The following is an 18,537-nucleotide window of genomic DNA, read 5'->3' as shown; positions in this document are numbered from 1 at the left end:
GCGTTCCGCAGAGTCTGCTGAGGGGGCTCGAATAATTGTGTTTTTGTATTGAGTGGCTCGAACTTTCAACGTCATATGGTGGTTTCACCGTGCTGTAATGAAGTCGTGGTGCTGCGACGGATCACCGCTCTTATCAACGAACTTTCAGGACTGCCAAGATGAGCTTCATGCGCCCTAAATACCTCACCTTCGACTGCTACGGCACGCTGACCAACTTCCAGATGGGTCCGCTGACCCGCGAGCTGTTCGCCGATCGCGTTGCCCCTGAGCAGATGGACCAGTTCGTCAAGGATTTCACTGCTTATCGCCTGGATCAGGTGACGGGTGACTGGCGTCCTTATGACGAGATCCTCAATACCGCCATCTCCCGCGTGTGCAAGCGCTGGGGCGTGGAATACCGCGGCGAAGGACAGCTTTACTACAACGCCGTGCCGACCTGGGGCCCGCATCCCGACGTGACGGCCGGCCTGGCGAAGATCGCCGACAAGATCCCGCTGGTGATCTTCTCTAACGCGATGGACGCACAGATCATGTCCAACGTCGACAAGCTGGGCGTGCCTTTCCACAAGGTATTCACTGCCCAACAGGCCCAGGCCTACAAGCCGCGCCTGCAGGCCTTCGAATACATGCTCGACAACCTCGGTTGCGGTCCGGAAGACGTGCTCCACGTTTCTTCGAGCTTCCGCTATGACCTGATGCCGGCTGAAGACATGAAGATCAAGAACAAGGCCTTCGTCGCCCGTGGTCATGAACAGCCGGGTAACGCTTGCTACAACTACCGCCAGATCGCCGATATCGGCGGGCTGGCCGGTCTGGTCGGCCTCTGACCAGCAATCGTCGCACCGCCTCGGCAAGGGGCGGTGCGCCGTTGTGCCGTATCCCCGGCATGCGGCAACTCTGCCTTATCGAATTTTCCCGAACATAGGGCCACAAGGTGATCGCATGAGCGAGAACGAAACAAAGAATGGTCGGCCGCTGCGCAGCGCGCGCTGGTTTCGCAAGGATGATCTGCCTGGCTTCGTGCATCGTTCGACTTTGTCGACCGCCGGCTGGAGCCGCGAAGACCTGATGGAGCGCCCCGTCGTGGGCATTCTCAACACCTGGTCCGATATCAACCCGTGCAATCTCAATCTACGCACGCTTGCCGAAGAGGTAAGAGTCGGGATTCTCGAGGCAGGTGGTATCCCGTTCGAGGTGCCGTTGATGTCGATCAGCGAGAACATCATCAAGCCGACCTCCTTCCCGTTTCGCAACCTCCTGGCGATGGAAGCCGAGGAGACCATTCGCGGCTATCCCTTCGATGCGGTGGTGCTGCTCGGCGGATGTGACAAGACGCAGCCGGCACTCCTGATGGGGGCTGCCAGCGCTGGCGTTCCGTTCATATTCCTTGCCAGCGGGCCGGCCACGCCCCGCTCGGCGACTGGCGGAAATCTGGCGAACGCTACCGGTGTCTGGCGTCTGGTCGACCAACTGCGTGCAGGAGAACTCTCGGAAGGCGATTTTGCCGCGTTCGAGCGAAGTGTGATGGGGACGGCCGGCCACTGTGCAGAAATGGGTACCGCTTCTTCGATGGCGGTCATCTGCGAGGCCCTGGGTGTGTCGCTGCCCGGTAGCAGCCTGGTGCCGGCGGTCGACCGGCGTCGTCATCAGCTCGCCCGCGAGGTGGGGCGTCGTAGCGTGCGCATGGCCGCCGATGGCAGCCCCCGCCCGAGCGAGGTTCTCGATGCGAGAGCCTTTGCCAATGCCATTACCCTGCTGTGCGCGGTAGGTGGGTCGACCAACGTCATCATCCACCTGCTAGCGCTGGCCGGCCGCGTCGGCGTACCGCTGACTCTGGAGCGCTTCGACGAGATCGCCAGGCGCGTGCCTCTGATCGCCAACGTCCAGCCCGCCGGTGAACACCTGACTGAGCGACTGATGGCCGCGGGCGGCGTACCGGCCCTGCTCAAGACCCTTGGGCCCTTGCTGCATCTCGATGCGCGCACCGTCGACGGCCGCACGGTCGGCGAGATTCTCGAGACGGCGGAAGTCTTCGATAGCGATGTGATCCGCCCGCTGGACAAACCGGTCAAGCCTGGCGAGACGATGGTCGTGGTCAAAGGCAACCTGGCGCCGGACGGTGCGGTGATGAAGACCTGTGCGGCGAATCCCAAGCTGTTCCGCCATCGCGGCCCGGCGGTGGTGTTCGAAGACGTACAGACGATCGCCGACCAGATCGATAACCCTGAACTCGGCATCGACGAGAACAGCGTGCTCATTCTGCGCAATGCCGGGCCCGTGGGCGCGGCGATGCCGGAGTGGGGCATGCTGCCCCTGCCGCGCCATCTGATGGAGCGCGGCGTGCGCGACATGCTCCGGATCTCGGATGCACGAATGAGCGGTACCGCCTATGGTGCCGCTGTGCTGCATGTTTCTCCCGAGGCTGCGATCGGTGGTCCGCTGGCTCTAGTGCGTGACGGCGACATCATCGAGCTCGACGTCGCCGCGCGGCGACTGCAACTCTGCGTCGAACCGGATGAACTCGAACGTCGGCGCCAAGCATGGCAGGCGCCGCCGTCCCAGCACGTGCGTGGCTACCGCAATCTATATAGCCAACACATCGAGCAGGCTCATCTGGGCTGCGACTTCGATTTTCTCCGTGGCGCCAACAAGGACACCCTTCCCGAGGGGCTGTTCGATGGCTGGGTAGGAGGCTGGTAGGACCTTGGCATGAGTATTCTTTATCGATCAGATGCCCCTCGCGCTGCAGCTTGGGCGCGCTACTTCGCCGAGTACGCACCCGACCTCGACTTTCGTGTCTGGCCCGATGCCGGCGACCTCGCCGAGGTCGAATACCTGATCGCCTGGCAGGCACCGGCGGAGTTCATCGCCAAGCTGCCTCGGCTGAAGGTGTTCTTCTCCTCCGGAGCCGGTGTCGATCATGTCGATTTTTCCGCGCTGTCCGAGCACGTTCCCATTGTCAGGATGGTCGAGCCAGGGATCATCAACGGCATGGTGGAATATGTCAGCCTGGCCGTTCTGGCGCTGCATCGCGACTTCTTCGACTACGTGGCGGCGAAGGCGGCGCGCGTCTGGGATCCGTTGGAGGTACCGCCTGCCTCGGCCCTCACGATCGGCGTGATGGGCATGGGCGCGTTGGGGTGTGCCGTGCTGGAGCGGCTGGCGAGCTACGGCTTCAACCTGCGCGGATGGAACCGCTCCCTGCGTGAGATCGAGTGCGTGGAGAGTTTCGCCGGCCCGGATCAGTTGCAACCCTTTCTCGCAGGGTGCGACGTGCTGATCTGCCTGTTGCCGCTCACCCCGGCCACCAGGGGCATCCTGAACCGCGAACTGTTTTCGCTGCTGCCTGCCGGTGCGGCGCTGATCAATGTCGGGCGCGGTCCGCATCTGGTCGATACGGATCTGCTCGAGGCGTTGGATTCGGGACGGCTATCGCGCGCGATTCTCGACGTGACCGAGCCTGAGCCTCTGCCTGCGGAGCATCCATTCTGGGCCCATCCGCGGGTATTTCTGACGCCCCATGTGGCGAGCATGACCCAGCCCGAATCGGCTGCGCCAATCCTGCTGGAGAACGTTCGTCGACATCAGCGGGGTGAGCCGCTCGCGGACGTTATCGACCGCTGTCGTGGCTATTGAGGTTAGCGGCCCTTGCATGGGTCCAACATAGCGGACAAGGCTGCCCCTGGTGGTGGGAAAGCCCCCATTGCAGCCGCTGCGGCGATAGCCGTTGGCGAGCAGGGGCGACGTGACGAATGTCGGCACCGGCTATGTCTGCTGGACTGGGCTGGTGCGAGAGGGCGCTCGGTCAGTGCTGGCGCAATGCACCCGGGCGAGGAGGCTTCTGCTTCTGTCGGTGGGCTCGGCAACTCCCGTATCAGTGACTTGGTGGCGCCTAGGCTGCAGCTGTGCCAGGATTGATGAGCCTTTCCCAAACTGGAAAAGGTTCGCCCCTCAAAGGCTGGAAGAAGAGATAGGTTCGTCCTCCAGGGTCTGGAGCGTATCTCCCATCCGAACGCGCCCGTTGCGCGTGACCTGCAGGCCTATGTTCGATAGCACAGGCGATACGGTGACGCCGGTGACAGCACCAGTCCGAACGTCGGCGTGCGAAGCTTAGGAGGAGCGCTCAGCAATAGGCCGGCACGATCCCGGCCAGCCTCAGCCCTACGTGGCAACAATCCCTCCTGTTTTGATGCGAGCAATGCATCAATTCATCGAAACATTGCAATTCCCCTCTGCGAGTTGTCTCTGCAAACTGGCGTCAATTCGCCTTTCCCGTTCGCGGGGGCAGGGGAAGGTGACGACAAATAGACCGAAATGGGGAGATAGGATGGGCATCGAGCAAGAACGGAAAAGTCGGTCAAACGGGAAGTTGGCGGCCGGGGCGGTCCTTGGGATTGCAATCACCACTACTGTGCAAGCACAGACTTCGTCCGGAGTAAGCCTGTACGGCATCATCGATACCACTCTTCGCTACTCAAGCAATAACGCGGGCGACAATAAGTTGGCTGCATTAACCGACGGCTATTTCAACGGTTCGCGTTGGGGCATGCGGGGCAACGAGGCGCTCGGAGGCGGATTGTCCGCCATCTTCAATTTGGAGAGTGGCTTTGATCCCTCGACTGGCGTATCGCAGCAAGGCACCGCAACGGCAAACTATGGACAGCAGAGCACCGGCGGTCAGGGGCGTTTGTTTGGAAGGCAGGCATGGGTCGGATTGAACCACGAGCGCTTCGGTAGGCTGACGTTCGGCCGGCAATTCACCACGGGCTACGATGCGACCTCCCGCTTTCAGCCTAACGGTCACCCCAATCTGGACGCAGTCACCATCTTTAACGGCTATACGGGACCGCGCCAAGACAATATGGCGAAATACTTCGGACAATGGGGAGCGCTATCTGCGGGAGCGTATTACACCTTTGGCGAGGTGTCGGGTCATATGAAGCCGAGCTCTAGTTACGGCGCAACTCTTGGCTATAAGCAGGGACCGGTGGACGTCGGTGGTTTCTGGCAGCAGGCCAATGCCCTAACCACGCCTGAGTCGAGAAAAGTCTGGGGCGTGGGTGGCAACTATCAATGGGGGATAGTCAAGCTAACTTTCGGCTATCTCAACAATCGATTCGATGTGAGCCCGACGCGAAACGATGTATTCAGTGGCGGCTTCGCTGTGGCGGCTACCTCTGCTCTCACGCTATCCGTTGCGTCGCACTACGACCGCCAGCGCAATGCCTCCGGCAGCCGCATCATGGTGACCGGCGTCGCGGACTACAACCTTTCAAAGCGGACCGACATTTACGCCGAAATTGATTTCAATCGCATCAACGGTGCCTATGCGCTGCCCACCTTCATGGGAGTGAAAGGCAGCAAAGTCGGCGGTGGCATCGGCTTGCGACATCGCTTCTAGAGCGCTCCATTGTTCTGCCAGGCGGCTAACTGGTGCGCCGGCGATTCAATGTGCCCAACTATTCTTCGATTGATCTAACTCCGCTGGTCCCGCGCGTGAACGGGCATTCGGGCTAGCACAAATGCAAGGAGCCAGCAGTGGACGAACAGGCAATTGACCCCAGGACGTGGATCGGACGCAGCGAGCAGTGGGAGGACACAGTCACTGCCGCGCCGATCGCAGCGCTGCGTGCGACGCTGGATTACCCCGCAGCAGCGCAGACAGCAGGCACTCCATTGCCGCCACTGTGGCATTGGCTGTATTTCCTACCCATGCATCGTCAAAGCGAAATTGGGCACGATGGCCATGCCAAGCGCGGCGGATTTCTACCCCCTGTGCCATTGCCCCGCCGCATGTGGGCAGGCGGCCAATTCGAGTTTCGCCATCCACTTCGGGTGGGCGACAAGATCCAGCGCACCTCCATCATCGACGATGTTACAAGCAAGGAGGGGCGGACCGGGAAGTTAGTATTTGTAAAAGTGCGTCACGAGATCCGCGTGATCGGTACTGCGGAACCGGCGTTAGTGGAGTTTCACGACATCGTTTACCGAGAGGCACAGCAGTCTGGCGAGGCGCCTGTCATGCCCCAGGCGGCGCCCGCGGAAGCGGCTTGGCAGCGCCAAATTGTTCCGGACGACGTGTTGCTGTTCCGCTATTCGGCCCTGACTTTCAATGGGCATCGCATCCACTATGACCGCCGCTACGTGACAGAGGTCGAAGGCTACCCCGGCTTGATTGTCCACGGCCCGCTGATCGCTACGTTGCTACTGGATCTGCTGCAGCGTGAATTGCCCCAGGCCGAGGTCGCCAGCTTTCGATTCCGTGCGGTGCGCCCGACCTTCGACCTGCATCCCTTCCGGGTCAGCGGTCAACCGCAGTCTGACGGCAAAACAGTTCGCTTGTGGGCATCGGACCACGAGGGCTGGCTGACCATGGACGCCACGGCAGTCCTTCGCTGATTTCGCTTTACGGAAGATCCTGATGCAACCCCTCAAAGACATCACGGTTGTCACATTTGAACACGCGATTGCGGCGCCTTTTGCCACGCGCCAGCTTGCCGATCTGGGTGCACGAGTTATTAAGATCGAGCGGCCTGGGGTCGGCGATTTCGCCCGTGGTTATGATGAGCGGGTCCGTGGCCTGGCCTCGCATTTCGTCTGGACAAACCGCTCGAAGGAAAGCCTGACGCTCGATGTCAAGCACCCGGCCGCGGCTGGCGTATTACAGCGTTTGATTGAGGAAAAGGCGGACGTGGTGGTTCAGAACCTCGCACCAGGCGCCGCAGCACGGCTTGGTCTCGGCTACGAAACGCTTTCCGCCGTCAAGCCCCAAATCATTGTGTGTGATATTTCGGGCTATGGCGACAACCCGGAGAATCCCGGACCATACCGCGACAAGAAGGCCTATGACCTTCTCGTTCAGAGCGAAGCCGGATTTCTGTCCGTGACGGGGACGCCTGAGGTGCCTTGCAAGGCTGGGCCTTCCATTGCCGATATTGCCGCCGGCATGTATGCCTACACAAACATTCTGGCCGCTCTGTTACAACGCAATCAGACGGGCCGAGGGCAACGTATTGACATCTCCATGCTAGAGGCGCTGGCGGAATGGAATAGTTACCCTCTCTACTACGCGTTTGACGGGGCACAGCCGCCGCAGCGCACGGGCGCAAGCCACGCCACAATCTACCCCTATGGACCGTTTCCGGCTGGCGATGGGGCGACAGTAATGTTGGGGTTGCAGAACGAGCGGGAATGGGCAAGCTTCTGCAACACGGTGCTCCAGCGGCCCGAACTGATCGAAGATCCCCGCTTTAGCTCAAACTCCAGACGCGTGGCCGAGCGCACTGCACTGAGGCAGATCATCGTAGATGCCTTTTTGCCTCTAAGCGGTGCTCAAGTGGTGCAGCGACTGGAGTTAGCCCAGATCGCTAATGCCAGCGTCAATGACATGCAGGGGGTGTGGGAGCATGCTCAACTCAAGGCGCGCGGCCGCTGGACTGAAGTCGACTCGCCCAAGGGCATGCTGCCCGCTCTCTTGCCCCCGGGGACCTGGAACGAAGGGCCGCGTATGGATCCGATACCGGCACTTGGTCAGCACACCGACACAATTCTCGCGGAGCTTGGATATGCCTCCGACGAAATCGCCATGATGCGCGCTGATAGCGTTGTGTAACGCGCTGGCCTAGCGCACCATACATGTGACCAACGGAGACGTAACCTATGGCTTCCACCATCATTGATTCCCGCATTTTTGGCGACATGTTTAGCGACGCGCGCATGCGCGAAGTGTGGTCCGATGAAAACCGCACGGCTAAATACCTGGACATCGAGCGCGCGTTGGCAAAAGTGCAAGGTGAGCTTGGCATCATCCCGCAGGAAGCGGCCGACGAGATCGTCAAGAATTGCGAACTTTCCCAAATTGACTGGGTTAAGCTCAAGGCAAAGACCGAACAGATCGGATATCCGATTATCGCGGTGGTCAACCAGATCAACGCGAACTGCCGAGATGGGCTTGGCGAATTCTGCCATTGGGGCGCCACCACCCAGGACATTACCGACACAGCGGCGGTGTTGCAGATGCGCGAGGGCCTGGCACTGATCGAGTCGGACCTCGAGGACATCGCTGACGCGCTTGCAACGCTGGCGAAGCAGTACCGCGACACGCCGGTGATCGGTCGGTCCAACCTGCAGCAAGCCACCCCTATTACGTTCGGCTACAAGATGGCCAGCATCCTTGCCGGCATCGAGCGCCACCGCGAGCGGCTGCAGCAGTTGAAGCCGCGAGTGCTGATGGGTGAGTTCGGCGGCGCATCCGGTACGCTTTCCTCGTTGCAGACGGGAGCCATGGAAACCCAGGCTGCGTTGATGAAGGAACTTGGGCTGGCGCAGCCACTGATCTCCTGGCACACGGTGCGCGATACGATTGCCGAAGTGGGCGCGTTTCTCGGACTCGTCGGCGGCTCGCTCGGCAAGATCGCCATGGACGTGAAGCTCATGATGCAGACTGAAGTTGCCGAGGTGTTCGAACCCTTTGCGCCGGGGCGCGGCTCTTCATCAACCATGCCGCAGAAGCGCAACCCGATTTCGTGCCTGTACATCCACGCCAACATCTCGGTTGCACGGCAGCACGCGGCGGCCCTGATGGATGCGATGGTGGCTGACCACGAGCGTTCAACAGGCCCGTGGGAGATCGAATGGGTATCCCTACCGGAGATCTTTTGCCTGATTTCCGGTGCCCTGAAGCAGGCGAAGTTCGTGTTGCAGGGCTTGGAGGTGGACGCGGCTCGCATGCGCGCGAATATCGACATGACAAACGGGCTGGTTATGTCTGAGGCGGTGATGATGGGCCTGGGACCATATATTGGGCGCGAATACGCGCACGATCTGGTCTATGACCTTTGCCGCGAGGCCATTGCCAACAACCGACCGTTGATCGACATCCTCGCGGCACATCCGGAAGTAAGCAGCCACGTGTCACGCGCACAACTCGAGGCCATGTGCGATCCACGCAACAATGTTGGCCAAGCCGGCGTAATGGTCGACAGGGTACTGGCTAGCCGGCGCTAAGACGCACTGCCAAGACGAGCATGCCGGCCTGCCGGCATGCCGCGGGCCAAAATACTATTTGCCACGCCGTTTGCCGGCGGGCGCGCCACGTCTTGGTCGTGTTTCGCAAAGGAAGTCGTAGAGCTGCTGCGCGGCAGGTGTTAAGGATCGGCTCTTGCGGCGTATTAACCCAATTTTGCGCGTCACGACCGGGTCGGTTAGTGGAACACTAACTAGAAGCGGATGGTCTGGACCTGGCATGGCGATCGATGGCACCGCTGCGATGCCAAGGCCGGCTTCGACCAGGCCCAAGGTCGTGGTGACGTGCTGTGTCTCATAGATACTCTGCGGCAATCCTGACACGTTGGATAGCGCCTGATCGAGGAGCAGCCGGTTGCCGGAAGCTTTGCTGACCGAAATGTAGTCGTAGCCGGCGAGGTCTGCCCAGGTCACTTGCCGTCGCTGCGCCAGTGGATGATCGCGACGACAGGCCGCAACGAAGCGTTCTTCCAGCAAGGGCCTGAATTCAATGTCCGGCTCTTGGCCTCCCACGAAATCGATGCCGAAATCTGCTTCACTGCGCGACACCGCTGACAGCACCTCGTTCGCGCTGGCATCCAGAATCTTTACCCGAATCTTCGGATACTGCGCATGGTAGCGCGAGATGACTTGCGGCAAGAAGTAATAGACCGTCGACGGTACGCAAGCAATAGTCACTTCCCCCATCCGCGTCGTCGTCACTCCGCGTATGCCGAGCAGTGCCTGATCCAGTTCGTCAAGTATCTCCTTTACCTTACGGTCGAAATCCCGGCCGACGGTCGTCAGGCTCACCCGGCGGGTGGTGCGGTCGAGCAAGCGCACCCCCAATGCCTCTTCAAGCTTGTCTATGCGGCGGCTAAAGGCCGGCTGCGAGACGTTCAGGGAGTTAGCCGCCTTGCGGAAGCTATTCAGCTCGGCAACGGCACGAAATGCCTGCAAATCATTGAGGTTGAAGTTGATGGTCATTGCACTTTCCCGAGCTTCATCACTGATACCTATTGTGCATCAATTGATCCTAAAAATTCAATTCTCTAAATGACGGGGAACTACGAACATACCGAGGCGGCTCCACTAGGCCGACCATTAAAACCACATCATATGGAGCAGACAGATGCAATCATCCAAGCGACTTTTGCTGTGCAGCATTGCGATCGCGGCAGCACTTGGGAGCGCCAGCTCCTTCGGGGCGTTCCCTGAAAAGAGAATTTCGCTGGTAGTGCCCACCGCAGCGGGAGGCGCTAATGACGCCATGGCGCGGGTAGTTGGCCAAGCAATGTCGACGATCCTCAAGCAGACAATCGTGGTCGACAACAAAGCGGGGGCGAACGGGGCGATTGCCAGTGAGTTTGTCATGCGTGCCCCACCGGACGGGTACACCTTGCTACTCGGCTACGTGGCGACACATGCCATGAATCCTGCTTTGCAGAAGCTTCGGTACGATCCCGTTAAGGATTTTGTACCGGTCGGCATGGTTGGTTCTTCGGCAATAGTGATGGTCGTCAATCCGAACCTGAAGGCCAACGATGCCAAGGGAGTCGTGACGCTACTCAAAGCAACGCCAGGAAAGATCAGTTACGCCTCGGCGGGCAATGGAACCGCTCCGCATTTTGCCGCGGAAATGTTCAAACTCTCGACCGGCACCGAGATGCTTCATGTGCCGTATAAGGGATCAGCTCCGGCGATTAATGACACAGTTGCCGGGCAGACACAAGTGATGTTTCCGAGTCTTTTCACCGCATTGCCCCAGTTGAAGAACGGCAAGCTGAAGGCGGTCGGGATTGCAGGCAGCAAGCGCTCTTCGCTGATGCCAGAGTTGCCCACGCTGAAGGAACAAGGGATCAATGACGTCGATGTCTCCCAGTGGTACGCCATCTTCGCACCCGCGAACACGCCAGCACCCGTTGTAGAAGCACTGAACAAGGCATTAAACCAGGCGTTGAAGGACAAGACTGTTGTCCAGCGTTTGGAGGGACAAGGCGCAGAGGTTACGGCCATGTCCACGGCCCAGATGCGAACATTTATTCAGGAGGAACAGGTCAAGTGGAAGAAAGTAGTGCAGGCGGCAAAACTGAAGGCGGACTGAGATGAGCAAGACGATTCCTTGCGTGCTGATGCGAGCCGGCACCTCGCGTGGACCGTTCTTTCTGCGAGAGTGGCTGCCGGAAAGCGTAGAGGCTCGTGACCAGGCGTTGATCGGTGCCATCGGTGCCTCCGACCCGCTTCAACTGGACGGGGTGGGCGGCGGTAGCACGCTGAACAGCAAGGTGGCGATTGTTTCGCGATCCACGCAACCCGGCTGTGACCTTGACTACCTGTTCGTACAGGTAGGAGTGGGCAACTCCTCGGTGGACACCCGGCCGAACTGCGGCAATATGCTTTCCGGAGTCGCCCCCTTTGCGATCGAGCAAGGACTGGTTGCCGCCCAACTCGGCTCAACCCGCGTACGCGTTCACAACGTCAATACGGGGTCACGAATCGATGTGACGGTCCGCACGCCTGACGGTCGGGTCACCTATGACGGCGACACTCGAATCGATGGCGTTGCGGGGACGGGTTCACCCATCCTGCTCGATTTCGTCGATGCGTGGGGCGCAGTGACCGGAAAGGTCTTTCCGACGGGCAACCGCGTTGATCTGATTGACGGCGTCGAAGTGACTTGTATCGATGCGGCGATGCCATTGATGCTCGTCCGGGCACGCGACCTCGGTGTCAGTGGACGCGAGGCGCCGGCCACGCTCGACAATGACCCGACACTGCTTGCGCGTCTGGAAGCGCTGCGCTTGCAGGCTGGGGAATTGATGGGCCTGGGCGATGTCTCGGACAGCGTTATTCCAAAGCCAGTCCTGGTCAGCCCTGGCGATTCACCGGACAGTATTACGTCGCGCTACTTTACGCCTCGCAAATGTCATGCGTCGCATGCCGTCACCGGCGCCATCGGCGTTGCCAGCGCATTTGCGTTACCTGGGACGGTTGCTAGCCAATTGACCCGATTGCCCGGCCGCCACGCACTTGTCGTCTTGCACCCAGCGGGACGGATCGAAGTGGAGGTGGAATTGGAGGGGGAGGGCGCTGCGGCTACTGTAACAAGAGCGGCCCTCGTTCGAACGGCACGCAAGATCATAGAAGGCCAGCTCCATCTGCCCGATTATGTCTTCTCGCGGCCGGAAGGCAGCCGAGTAAAGCAGGCATCGTCTCGGCATTCACTGCGGATCATCGTACCTACCCGTGCCGGGGGTGGCAACGATCTTGTGGCGCACCTTATTGGCCCCAGGCTTGGACGACTGCTGGGACATGATGTCATCATCGATAACCGTCCCGGTGCCAACGGCGGCATTGCCTGCGAGTTCGTGGCGCGGGCAGAACCCGATGGTCAGACGCTCTTGCTCGGCTATATTGGAACTCATTCGATGAATCCGGCCCTGCAACCCGTCGGGTACGATCCGGTTTCCTCTTTTTCTCCGGTCGGGCTTATAGGATCGTCCCCAATATTGTTGGTGGCGAATCCAATGCAAACGCCGCTTGATCTGGGTACGCTGGTCGCCCACATGAAGCGCGAGCCTGGAAGGTTTCGCTACGCGTCCGCAGGGGACGGTACACCGCCACACTTTGCCGCAGAGCTTTTCCAACTGGCCACTGGTACTTCGATGCGCAGTACTACCTTCGAAGGCGCTGCGCCAGCCATCGCGTCGACCATTGACGGACGGACACAGGTTATGTTCGCCAGCCTGCTGACAGCATATCGGCCAGTGGGTGCCGGTCAGTTGCGAGCCCTGGCAGTCGCCGGACCAAAACGCCTGCCAGTGCTGCCAGAAGTACCGACGCTTGCGGAGTTGGGCGTTAGGGGCATGGAATTGACTCAGTGGTATGGTCTGTTTGCCCCCGCGGGAACCGCTGCCGCGATGGTGGAACAGCTCAATGGCGCCTTGGCCGAAGTCCTACGGGATCCAGAGGTCAAAGCGGGCTTCGAGAGTTACGGCGCAGCCCCCGAGCCGGGCGGTCCTGAACTGCTCGCAAGACGGGTGGAGACTGAACTAGAGCGCTGGCAGCGCATTGTTAAGGTGTCAGGTCTTGCGCCGTCGTCGATCGACGGTGACCCAGTGCAACAGTTTCTGGAGCCTTGCTAAAACCAAACTGCCGCGCAAGGGTGGTGGTTGGCAGCCGATGTGGTGCTTGAAACCGGGCACGCTCGTAAATTGCTTGCCAACTGCGGCCATACCGGACACTCATTTCAGCATCAAGTGCAGCGCACCGTGCGACAGCGGTTCCTTCAACGGGCTGATCGATGCCCGCCGCCAGGACCCGGTCAGTGGCTCGTCGCCGCTGCGGTCCTACCGCTGCCGCGTGGAGCGCGAGGCTGCCTTCGATATCCAGCGCAGGCCGTGGGAGGGCTTTCGCCCGTTCCGCGTGATCGCACTGCACAAGGAAGCGGTCGTGCCGGTTGTCAGTCAGGCTTCGCCTCGCGATCTTTGCCCTCACCCTGCGCATTGTAGCCGCCTCCCAGCACCGTCGACAGCGTGACTGCCGCCTGGAGATGCCGGTTGCGGATCTCGACGGCCTGGCTTTGCTCCATCAGTACTGGCAGCATGGCCTCTCGCGCGGTGGCCTTGTCGAGCAGGCCCTGCCGATATTGGGCGGCGGCGCTGTCGGAGGCAAAGACCGCTGCCTTCAGCTTGCCTGCCTGCAATGTCTGCTGGTGGTCCAGGCTGTCCAGTTCAAGGCCGGCCTGTGCGACTTCACGCACGGCATTCAATACCGACTCGTTGTACTGGGCGATCAGCAGATTGCTCTGGGAGCGCGTCGCAGCGAGGTTGGCATTTAGCCGTCCGCTGTCGAAGATCGGCAGACTCAGTCCTGGGATCAGGTTGACCTGGCGGCTCGCTTTGCGCAGCAGATCGGACATGTGCAGCGAGTCCAGCCCGATGAACGCGCGAATATCGAAGCTCGGATAGAACGCTGCCCTCGCCGCGTCGATCTGATCCATCGACGACTGCACGTACCAGCGCATCGCCTGCAGGTCCGGCCGGCGGGCGAGCAGTTCATAGCCAAGCGAGGCCGGCACGCCAGCGGCGCCGTCCTGCAGCGGCCGTTGCGTGATCGCGGGCAAGCCGTCCGGCCCGGCGCCCGTCAACTGTCGCAGTATTTCATGCAGCGTGCGAATGCGCGTCTGCGCGGAGTCGATCTGCTGGTCGAGTTGGAGACGCTGGGCCTCGGCGCCTGCCACCTGTGTGCGAGCCACCAGGCCGCGCGTGGTGCGGGCCTGGCTGGCCTCCAGCTGTTCCTGCCGGATGCCCCGTGCCTTCACCAGCAGGTCGTGCAGGGCATAGGTGGTCTGGATCTCGTAGTAGACGTGAACCACCTGCGACGACAGCACCAGAGCCGCCTGCGCAGCCTCGGCCTGGCGGGCCCGCGCGACGCCCATCGCGGCATTGACGCGAGACCGGTCTTTGCCCCAGAGGTCGACCGAGTATGTGGCACCCAGGCCGATGGTGCCTTCGGTGTACCACGGACCCGTGGTGCCCAGCGCAGGGTTGGTGTGGGCGAAAGGCCCGAGGAAGCCGTTCTCCGACACGCTCTGGCGGTTGACCGATGCGGACAGTCCGACCAGCAGCCCGGTCGATGCATCGACCAGTTTCGCCTGCGCGCGGCTGGCGTCGACACGCGCCGTGGCCACTGCCATCGTGGGCGAATCCCGCAATGCGCGATCCACCAGCGCATCGAGCTGGTCGTCGTTGCAGGCCTTCCACCATTGCGCGGACGGCCAGTCGGCCTGCGGGAGCTCGGCGTCCTGCGCCATGCGGATCTGTTCGGCGGGGATCTGTGCCGCCGGGGCCGTGTCCTCGCGAATCAGCGCGCAGCCGGCGGTGGCCAGTAGCAGCGAGATGGCTGCCGCGGTCGCGGCAAGCCGTGTGGCGAAATGATGTTGCCTTGAGCGATGCGTTGTGCGGGTGTTCATGGTCCCCTCGTCAGTCAATGGACCGGCGCCGGCGGGCAGCGGTCGAGTTGTGCGATGCGCTCGTCGAGCACGCGCGCGGCCTGCAGGATTTCACCCAGTGATCCAGTCGATGCCGCACCGGCGCCGATGATGTCGGCAGGCAGGGCAGGGATTACGTCGGCTGCATGCCACGCCGGTTCGTCGGGATGTTCGAATTGGCCAGCGATACGTTCCAGCCGCACTGCAACGTGCTCGAGCCAGGCCCGGAACGCATCGGCAGTCGCCTGCGGCAGGACCGGCCCCGCGCTTTCCACCTGGGCATAGAGCCAGTTGACCGCGAAAAGGATCTCCTGCGTTTGCGCCAGGGCCGTAGTGACTTCGGGCGTAACAGCGTCGTGCGCGTACTGCCAGCCCGGTTCCAGCGCCACGCGTGCCTGCATTTCCTTGTTCTGCGTCAGCAGCGACCAGCCGCGCAGGCGGGCCTTGTCGATGGCATCGCGCCGGGTCCGGCGGTCTGCGGCTTGCCCGGCGCGTGCCACGTCGGCGACGCTGCGCAGCAGCCGCGCCAGCAGGCGCATGAGCGCATCGCCTTCGCGCTCAGGCCAGAGCACGGTCGAGATGGCGATCGACACCCCGACACCGATCAGGATGCCGATCATGCGGTCGCGGATCTCGGTCAGGTCCGTGGTCGGCCCGAAACGGCCAAGCTGCGACAGTGCAAAGGCAAAGACGAACTGGACACCGATGTAGTTGGTGCGCGGCGAGCCGGCGGCGATCCAGGCGCCAATGGCGATCACCGGCAGCGTCACTGCCAGCAGCCCCGTGATGGTATCGAGGTGCGGCATGATGAAGACGGCCGCCGCCAGGGCCACGACGCTGCCCAGCGCGCAGCCAACAACGCGCGTCAGTCCTTTGTGCGAGGTCGCGCCGAGGCTTGGCAGCGCAAGGATGAAGCAGGTCAGCATCGAGGTATGGATGCCGGGCCATTGGACCGCGGTATAGAACACATAGCAAAGCACGGCCCCCAGCACGGTCTTCAGCGCGAAGCGGCCATATGCCCCGTTGGTGAAGGCATCGCGGGCAATCCATCCCTCTTTGCTCTGTGGCGCGGCCGCCGGCAGCAATTCGGCTTCGCCGATTGCCTGCAGTGCATGTCCCATTTCGCGCAGCACGGTGTCGAGCGGGCCAGCAACCGGCCGGGTGCCGGCAAGGTCCGGGTCGCAAGTGAATGGCGTGTCATCGGCAAGCGACGTGCGCAACGCCCGGCAGTGCGACTGCAACGCGACGATCTGTTCGGCTTGCTCCGGCGAGAGTGCGGTCAACGGCAGCCTCGACAGGTGCGAGGCTGCGGTATGCAGGCGGTCGATGGCCGCGACGCGCGCAAGGTGATACGCACGGTCGCGCTGCCATGCCTGGTCGCCCTGGACCGCAAAGGCCAGGTGACGATGCAGCAGCAGCACGGCTCGCGCAACGGATTCCGTGCCGAGCGGCCGAGCGGCCGTATGGGTGCGGTGGGCCTCGAGTTGCGCGAGTACGTGATCGATCTGGCGGCGCATCTCCTCGGTCAGCAGGCGGGCAGGGCGGCTCGGCAGGAACAGGAAGTTGACCGTGATTGTCAGCAGGATCGGATACGTGATCGCGATCCATACCCACAGCAGCGCGCGGACCAGCGCCTCGGGACTCATGGACTGGTCGACGAAGCTCTGGAAATAAAAGACGAAGAGCGCGAGCAGGTAACCCATTGCGCCCAGCTTGCTGATGCGCATGAAATACATGCCGCAGAACGCGAGCGCGCAGGCGGCGAGAATTCGCAGCAGCGGATAGTTGATGGTGAATTTCAACAGCAGCAGGCCGGCGACCACCGCGATGGTCGTGCCGATCAGCATGACGATGCCGGACAGCCGGGTCAGCACGGTATTTTCCTGCGCGGTGAAGAACACCATGACCAGCGAGAGCGGCAGGAAAGGCACCTGCAAGGCCATCGATATCACGACGACGAGCGTGGTGCTCAGCAGGAAGCGCCATAACGCCTCCACGCGCCCGGGAAACGGCGCCAACTCGGCGCGAAGCCATGCGGGCACTACTGCCAGTACGGAGGCAAGGACCTCGCGCTGGTGATCGGCTGCTTGTATGTTCATGGCATTGCTCGTGATGGGATAGCAGAGATCAAGCGTCCGGCGTCAGGATCGCCACGGCCGAGGCGCCGATACGAAAGACGACCGGGTCGGGCTTTTCAACCAGGATGCGGACCGGGAAGCGCTGGGCCACGCGCACCCAGTTGATCGATCGGGGCACGTGCGGCAGGCCGCCGGCGTCGGCGCCACCATCGTCGGGGAACACTCCGTAGCCAACCGATTCCACCACGCCGCGAAAGTGCTTGTCCGCCTGGCCCAGGACGTAGACCTGCGTCTTCTCGCCGGGCCTGATATTTGCCAGGTCGGATTCGCGGAAATTCGCCACCACATACCAGCGCGTGGTGTTGGCCAGCGTGAATATGGGATGGCCCGCACCGGCGAATTGACCGGCCGAGGTCTTGAGGTTGACCACAATGCCGTCGAACGGTGCGCGCACGGTCGCGTATTCCAGATTGAGTTCGGCCAGCGCGATTTCCGCCCGCACCACGTCGCGCTTGGCGACCAGCGCGTCGACACCGCTGATGCCGGCGGTGGCGCGCTGCGCATCCAGCACGGCGGCATTCAATTGCGCCTGCGCGGAGCGGCGGGCAGTGCGTGCCTGGTCGACCTGTTCAGCGGCCACGTATTCGCTGCCCAGCAGCGGCTCCATGCGTGCCAGCGTGTCTTTGGCCTGCTCGGCGGCCGCACGTGCGCGCTCGACGCTGGCGCTGGCCGAGGCCGCACCGAGCTTCTGCGCGTTGACGGAGCGCTGGGTCAGCTCGATCTCGCGGTCGAGCGCGGTCAGCGTGGCCCGCGCCTTCTCCAGTTGCGCCTCGAACGGGCGCGGGTCGAGCCGGAACAGCACGTCGCCGCGTTTCACGGCCTGGTTGTCCTTGACGGCCAGTTCGACGATACGGCCGCTGACCTCCGGCGCCACGTTGATGGTGTCCGCATAGGCGTAGGCATCGTCGGTGCGCGGCGCGGTATCAAGCCGCCAGACGACCACGATCGTCAGCGCGATAGCCGCCAGGGTCAGCAATATCGCCAGGGCACGGCCATGGCGGACTCGGTTTGAAGTGTCTTCAGGCATGGCCTTGCTCCGTACGCTTGAATCAGTTCTGGAAGAAAATCAGCCACCCGGTCAGCGCAAGGACCACCGTCAGCGCGCCGTAGGCCAGGGGCAGGAAGGGGGTGCCGGAAGGCAGCACGCGCCCCGTCGCACGCAAGATCGCGTGGAGCACTGCCGTGCCGGCGATAGCGCCCACGATGCAGAACAGCCAGTCAGGGAAGTACGCGCCCAGCACGCCGATCGACGGCGCGGTGGCGCAACCGCCCAGCATCGCGCATACCAAAGACACCCCGACGAGGGCGAGCGTCGCGCTGCATTGCCGGGCGTGTGGAGCGTTGCGTGAATCCTTGGGGATCAGGTGGGTTTTCATCGGCGTTCACATCGTTGGATGCCATGTG

General features: G+C 61.9%; 14 protein-coding genes. 9 read left to right on the top strand and 5 right to left on the bottom strand.

All coding sequences use genetic code 11. The features are described 5' to 3' along the window. The first annotated feature begins 158 nt into the window (after positions 1–158). The 7 genes from E0W60_RS33305 (at position 159) to pcaB (ending at position 9,006) form a co-directional block, all read left to right on the top strand. The gene (locus E0W60_RS33305; protein WP_135707024.1) at positions 159–827 is read left to right on the top strand and encodes a haloacid dehalogenase type II; all 669 of its coding nucleotides are present in this window, start codon (positions 159–161) and stop codon (positions 825–827) included. Positions 828–942: 115 nt separating this feature from the next. Continuing rightward, positions 943–2,700, top strand: a complete 1,758-nt coding sequence (locus E0W60_RS33300) for a dihydroxy-acid dehydratase (RefSeq protein WP_135707023.1) — start codon at positions 943–945, stop codon at positions 2,698–2,700. Between the two features lie 9 nt (positions 2,701–2,709). Beyond that, positions 2,710–3,636: a 2-hydroxyacid dehydrogenase gene (locus tag E0W60_RS33295; RefSeq protein WP_135707022.1), complete on the top strand. Its 927-nt coding sequence runs from the start codon at positions 2,710–2,712 to the stop codon at positions 3,634–3,636. 691 nt (positions 3,637–4,327) lie between these two features. After that, on the top strand, positions 4,328–5,401 hold the full coding sequence (locus tag E0W60_RS33290; RefSeq protein WP_135707021.1) for a porin: 1,074 nt from the start codon (positions 4,328–4,330) through the stop codon (positions 5,399–5,401). A 137-nt stretch (positions 5,402–5,538) separates the two neighbouring features. Further along, positions 5,539–6,399 carry an FAS1-like dehydratase domain-containing protein gene (locus tag E0W60_RS33285; protein WP_431189925.1) on the top strand — a complete coding sequence of 287 codons (861 nt, stop codon included), beginning with the start codon at positions 5,539–5,541 and terminating at the stop codon, positions 6,397–6,399. 22 nt (positions 6,400–6,421) lie between these two features. Then, the gene (locus tag E0W60_RS33280) at positions 6,422–7,612 is read left to right on the top strand and encodes a CaiB/BaiF CoA transferase family protein (protein ID WP_135707020.1); all 1,191 of its coding nucleotides are present in this window, start codon (positions 6,422–6,424) and stop codon (positions 7,610–7,612) included. A gap of 47 nt (positions 7,613–7,659) precedes the next feature. Then, positions 7,660–9,006 carry a 3-carboxy-cis,cis-muconate cycloisomerase gene (pcaB, locus tag E0W60_RS33275; protein ID WP_135707019.1) on the top strand — a complete coding sequence of 449 codons (1,347 nt, stop codon included), beginning with the start codon at positions 7,660–7,662 and terminating at the stop codon, positions 9,004–9,006. 54 nt (positions 9,007–9,060) lie between these two features. Here pcaB and E0W60_RS33270 read toward each other — a convergent pair whose 3' ends face one another. Further along, on the bottom strand, positions 9,061–9,990 hold the full coding sequence (locus E0W60_RS33270) for a LysR family transcriptional regulator (protein WP_133092874.1): 930 nt from the start codon (positions 9,988–9,990) through the stop codon (positions 9,061–9,063). 145 nt (positions 9,991–10,135) lie between these two features. Here E0W60_RS33270 and E0W60_RS33265 point away from each other — a divergent pair, with 145 nt between their 5' ends. After that, entirely contained in the window at positions 10,136–11,107 is a 972-nt protein-coding gene (locus tag E0W60_RS33265) for a Bug family tripartite tricarboxylate transporter substrate binding protein (protein WP_135707018.1), read from the top strand. Position 11,108: 1 nt separating this feature from the next. Then, positions 11,109–13,148 (top strand): 4-oxalomesaconate tautomerase, encoded by a 2,040-nt coding sequence (locus E0W60_RS33260; protein ID WP_135707017.1) that lies wholly within the window; start codon positions 11,109–11,111, stop codon positions 13,146–13,148. 317 nt (positions 13,149–13,465) lie between these two features. Here E0W60_RS33260 and E0W60_RS33255 read toward each other — a convergent pair whose 3' ends face one another. The 4 genes from E0W60_RS33255 to E0W60_RS33240 are packed head-to-tail and all read right to left on the bottom strand — an operon-like array spanning position 13,466 to position 18,509. Next, entirely contained in the window at positions 13,466–14,977 is a 1,512-nt protein-coding gene (locus tag E0W60_RS33255; RefSeq protein ID WP_135707016.1) for an efflux transporter outer membrane subunit, read from the bottom strand. 14 nt (positions 14,978–14,991) lie between these two features. Then, positions 14,992–17,094 carry an FUSC family protein gene (locus E0W60_RS33250; RefSeq protein ID WP_135707015.1) on the bottom strand — a complete coding sequence of 701 codons (2,103 nt, stop codon included), beginning with the start codon at positions 17,092–17,094 and terminating at the stop codon, positions 14,992–14,994. A gap of 28 nt (positions 17,095–17,122) precedes the next feature. Then, on the bottom strand, positions 17,123–18,160 hold the full coding sequence (gene mdtN, locus E0W60_RS33245; RefSeq protein WP_135707014.1) for a multidrug transporter subunit MdtN: 1,038 nt from the start codon (positions 18,158–18,160) through the stop codon (positions 17,123–17,125). 22 nt (positions 18,161–18,182) lie between these two features. Further along, a complete protein-coding gene (locus E0W60_RS33240; protein WP_167884664.1) occupies positions 18,183–18,509 on the bottom strand; it encodes a YtcA family lipoprotein in 327 nt (108 codons plus the stop codon). Between the last annotated feature and the right edge of the window lie 28 nt (positions 18,510–18,537).

The organism is Cupriavidus oxalaticus, assembly GCF_004768545.1.
Taxonomy (GTDB): Bacteria; Pseudomonadota; Gammaproteobacteria; order Burkholderiales; family Burkholderiaceae; genus Cupriavidus; species Cupriavidus oxalaticus_A.
The sequence above is the reverse complement of the archived record's forward strand: the minus strand, read 5'-3'. Positions and strand labels throughout refer to the sequence as shown.